The organism is Sphaerisporangium corydalis, assembly GCF_025506355.1.
Taxonomy (GTDB): domain Bacteria; phylum Actinomycetota; class Actinomycetes; order Streptosporangiales; family Streptosporangiaceae; genus Sphaerisporangium; species Sphaerisporangium corydalis.
The window spans coordinates 1-4,490 of sequence record NZ_JANZYP010000134.1 but is presented as its reverse complement, the minus strand read 5'-3'; the positions used below and the strand labels follow the sequence as shown (position 1 = coordinate 4,490).

The window sequence follows — 4,490 nt, the reverse complement described above, 5'->3', positions numbered from 1 at the left end:
CGGGGCCAGCCACAGCCCGTCGGCGCCGGCGGCGACCGCGGCGGCGGCCAGCCCGGCGTCCTCGCCCAGCGCCGCGAGGACCGGGCGCCCGGTGCGCCGCCCCGCGGCCCGCAGGAGCGCGAGGTCGGCCACAGGGTGCGCGGGCCCGCCGCCCTCGCACAGGACCACGTCGCCGCCGCCCTCGGCCGCGCAGTGGCCCGCGGCGTCCAGCCAGGCGTCCAGGGAGTCCCCCGGGCAGCGCTGCACGACCACGGGCAGGCCGAGCCGCGCGGCGGCGCGCAGCAGCGACGGGTCGCCGGTCCACCCGGCCCCGACCACCACGGCGTCGGCGTGCTCGGCGACGGCGGGCAGGTCGCCCGCCGAACCCGGCTCGACGAGCAGCGGCCCCTGCCAGGCGGCCCGCGCCTCGGCGACGGCGCCGTCGTGGGTGCGGTCCCGCAGGCTCAGCCAGCGCGCGTCGGCGCCCTGCCCCGCTCCTGCGGGGCCCTCCACGACGACGGCGGGACCCTCACCAACGGTGATGGTCCCGATCCGCACGGCACGCCTGCCTGGCTGCCCGGTCGATGACATGTCGGCTCCCTCTCTGGGCGCCGGCCGCGGCGGCGGGCCGGCGGGTCGCGACGAAAAAGGCAGAGACGCACTCGTCTCCGCCCTGGTGCCCGCTCCCGATGGTCGCTAGATCATGTGGCCGCGACCGGCGCTCTCCGAACCGGCCGGATGAACATGAAATAGCAAGTCATAGGTACCGAGGTTATCAGCCGAGCGCCATTTGGTGGACGCCACGTCTCACATACCGGACGGTCTGCCGGGAGCGGCGTTTGCGTGTGCGCAGGGCTATGGGACGATTCAGTGGCCTGGAAGGGGGTAGCGGCGGGTGATGTCGGAAGCACGGCCGGACGGTGGGCGGCAGGGACGCCGCGTGGCCGGCCGCTACCAGCTACTGGAGCCGATCGGCCGGGGCGGCATGGGCATCGTCTGGCGTGCCCATGACGAGCTGCTCGACCGCGCCGTCGCCGTCAAGGAGGTCCGCTATCCCGGCGACCCCCAGGACGACGAGGTCGCCGAGCTCAACCGGCGCACACTGCGCGAGGCGCGTGCCGCGGGCCGGCTGACCCACCCGAACGTCGTGGTCGTCCACGACGTCATCGAGGAGAACGGCCGCCCCTGGATCGTCATGCAGCTCGTCGACGCCCGATCGCTCGGGCAGGTGCTGCGCGACGACGGGCCGCTGCCGGTCCGCATGGTGGCCGAGATCGGGCTGCAGATCCTCGAGGCGCTGCGCACCGCCCACGCCGCCGGCGTCCTGCACCGCGACGTCAAGCCCGAGAACGTGCTGCTCACCGACGACGGCCGGGTGGTGCTGACCGACTTCGGCATCGCGCGCATGGAGACCGACACGACGATGACCCGCACGGGCCTCGTCGGCACCCCCGCCTTCATCGCCCCCGAGCGGCTGCGCGGGCACTCCGCCCAGCGCGAGTCCGACCTGTGGTCGCTCGGCGCCACCCTGTACGCCGCCGTCGAGGGGCGGCCCCCGCACGACAAGGGCATGGCGATGGCGACCATGCACGCCGTGCTGAACGACGAGCCCGAGCCCGCGCTCCGCGCCGGGCGCCTCGGCGCCGTGCTGTCCGGCCTGCTGGAGAAGGACCCCGACCGGCGGCTCAGCGCCGACCAGGCCGAGCGCATGCTCCGCGCCGTCGCGGAGGACCGTTCCTCCGCTCCCCCGGCGAGCCGGCTGACGATGCCGGCGACGCCGCTCCCCGTGCCGCCCACCAGCCCGCCGCGCAAGCGGCCGAAGGAGCCGCGCCGTCCCGCCGAGGGCGCCCGGCCCCAGCGGCCCGCCCCGGAGGCGGTCTCCCCCGTCCAGGCGGACGGGCGCGCGGGCGCGGAGGCCCTGGAGCGGGTCCAGTCGCTCAAGCAGGCCCCGGCGCCCGGCAAGGGCGCGCCGCCGGCCAAGGGCGCACCGCCTCCCGCGTCCGCGACGCCCGCCGAGGCCCCGCCCGGCAAGGGCACACCACCCGGCGGCGGCCCGTCGTCCGGCAGGGGTGCGTCGTCCGGTAACGGCCCGTCGTCCGGCAGGGGCACGCCGTCCATGCAGGGGCAGGCGTACGGGGCCCCCGCCCCTGACCGCGACCCGGCCGCCGAGCAGGCGTCGCCGTCCCGCGCGGCCGTCCCCGCGCCCCGCGACCCGGCCGGTGAGGCGCCCGGCGCCGACGACCCCACCGGCCCGGCGATCGTCCCCGCCCCCGCACGCGAGGACGCCGCCGCATCGGACGAGCCGTCCGGCGAGTCCGCGGCCGGCCCGGGTACCGACGCCGGGCCGCCGGACCCCCGTCCCGCCCCGGAGTCCCCGCGCCCGGCCGCCAGGAAGGCCCCCGTCCAGCCGGTCAAGGCACCGGTCCAGCCCGTCAGGCCGCCCGTGCGGCCCGCCGAGCCGCCCGTCACGCCCGGCGAGGGTCCCGAGACCCACCGGCCGACGCGCGTCCCGAGGCCGGCGCGGAGCCCCGAGGAGACCCGCCCCGAGACCCGCAGGCGCCCCTACGCCCCCGCGCCCGCCACCGGCGACTACTCGGCGGCCGGCCCGCCCGCCGGCGACCCGCCGACCTCGATCGACCACGGCGCCACCTCCGTGGACCACGCCGCGACCTCGATGGAGCCGCCGCTGGTCCCCATGGCGGGCGGCGACGAGCGCGGCGGCCGGCCGCTGCCCCTCCTGCGCGTCGCGCTGGTGGCCGTCCCCGCCGTCCTGGTCGTGGCGGGCGTCGCCCTGTGGCTGGGCGCCCGGGACGCCTCCGACACCACCGGCGCCCGGTCCTCGGCCTCGGGGGCGGCCGCGTCGCCGGGCGCCTCCACCTCGGCCCCGGAGTCGGACCCCCCCTCCGGCTCCCCCTCGACGTCCCCCCCGGCCTCGCCCTCCGCCACCCCGAGCGAGACCCCGAAGCCGTCCGCCACGCCGAAGCCCGACAAGCCCGGCCCCGGGGACGTCCCCAAGGGCTGGCACAAGTACAAGGACGGCACCGGCTTCTCGATCGCCCTGCCCAAGGGGTGGCGACGCGCCGAGCAGAGCGGCACGCAGATCACCTTCCGCGGCCCCGACGCCGACACCCACCTGCTCATCGACCAGACCACGACCCCGAAGTCCAACGCCAAGAAGGACTGGGAGAACCAGGAGCCGTCCGCGCGCGGCCGGTTCCCGGGGTACCGGCTGGTCGGCATCAAGGCCGTGGACTACTGGAAGACCGCCGCCGACTGGGAGTTCACCTACAGCTCGGGCGGCGGGCGCGCCCACGTCGTCAACCGGGGCTTCGTCACCGGCAAGCACCACGGGTACGCGCTCTACTGGAAGACCTCCGACAAGGACTGGAAGAAGCGGCTCGACCTGTTCCACACCTTCGCCGCCACCTTCAAGCCCGCCAAATAACGGTCACGCTCCCGGCGGGTCCCGGCTATGGGACGATGCGGGAACGGAAAGGAGGCGGGCCCCGTGACGGCGGAGACGCAGCGCCGGGTCGCCGGCCGGTACCGGCTCCTGGAGCCGATCGGCCGTGGCGGCATGGGCGTGGTCTGGCGGGCCCACGACGAGCTCCTGGACCGTGTGGTGGCGGTGAAGGAGGTCCTGTACCACGCGCTGGGCGACGAGGACCGCGTGGCCTTCAACCGGCGCACCATCCGCGAGGCGCGCGCCGCCGGCCGCCTGGACCACCCGTCGGTGGTCGTCGTCCACGACGTCATCGAGGAGGACGGCCGGCCCTGGATCGTCATGCAGCTCGTCCGGGCGCGCTCGCTCGGCCAGGTGCTGCGCGAGGGCGGGCCCCTGGCCCCGGCCGCGGTCGCCGAGATCGGCGCGCAGATCCTCGACGCGCTGTGCGCCGCGCACGCCGCGGGCGTGCTGCACCGCGACGTGAAACCCGAGAACGTCCTGCTGACCGACTCCGGCCGGGTCGTCCTGACCGACTTCGGCATCGCCACGATGCCCGAGGAGACCGCGCTCACCACGACCGGCAACCTGTCCGGCACCCCGGCGTTCATCCCCCCCGAGCGGCTCCAGGGCCTGCCGGCGGGGCCCGAGTCCGACCTGTGGTCCCTCGGCGCGACGCTGTACGCCGCCGTGGAGGGCAGGCCGCCCTTCGACCGGGGCGCGCCCGTGCCCACGATGGCCGCGGTGCTCAGCGACCCGCCCGAGCCCACCCGGCTCGCCGGGCCGCTCGACCCGGTGATCCAGGGGCTGCTGCGCAAGGAGCCCGCCCGGCGGATGCGCGCCGCCGAGGCCGCCGAGGCGCTGCGCCGGGTCGCCAGCGGGCACGCCCCGGGCGCCACCCGGCCGGCGATCCCCGGTACGGCGCGGCGCGGCCGGTCGCCGGCCCGGGTCGCCCTGCTGGCGGGCCTGCCGGTGGTGCTCGTCGCGGCCGGCGTGGGCGGGTGGTTCGGGTACCGGCGGATCACCTCCGCGTCGACCTCGACGCCGATCACCTCCGAGGCGGCGACCT

2 protein-coding genes and 1 pseudogene are annotated in these 4,490 nt (G+C 77.2%); 2 read left to right on the top strand and 1 reads right to left on the bottom strand.

Going from position 1 to position 4,490, the window contains the following annotated elements; all coding sequences use genetic code 11:
• Positions 1-570: pseudogene (locus NYZ98_RS41090) on the bottom strand (chorismate mutase); the annotation flags it as partial.
• Positions 571-877: 307 nt separating this feature from the next.
• On the opposite strand from NYZ98_RS41090, the gene NYZ98_RS41085 reads away from it, so the two are divergent.
• Both NYZ98_RS41085 and NYZ98_RS41080 read left to right on the top strand, forming a co-directional pair.
• Entirely contained in the window at positions 878-3,424 is a 2,547-nt protein-coding gene (locus NYZ98_RS41085) for a serine/threonine-protein kinase (protein WP_262850950.1), read from the top strand.
• Between the two features lie 63 nt (positions 3,425-3,487).
• Positions 3,488-4,490, top strand: a 1,003-nt coding sequence (locus NYZ98_RS41080) for a serine/threonine-protein kinase (protein WP_262850948.1), incomplete at its 3' end; no start/stop codon positions are given.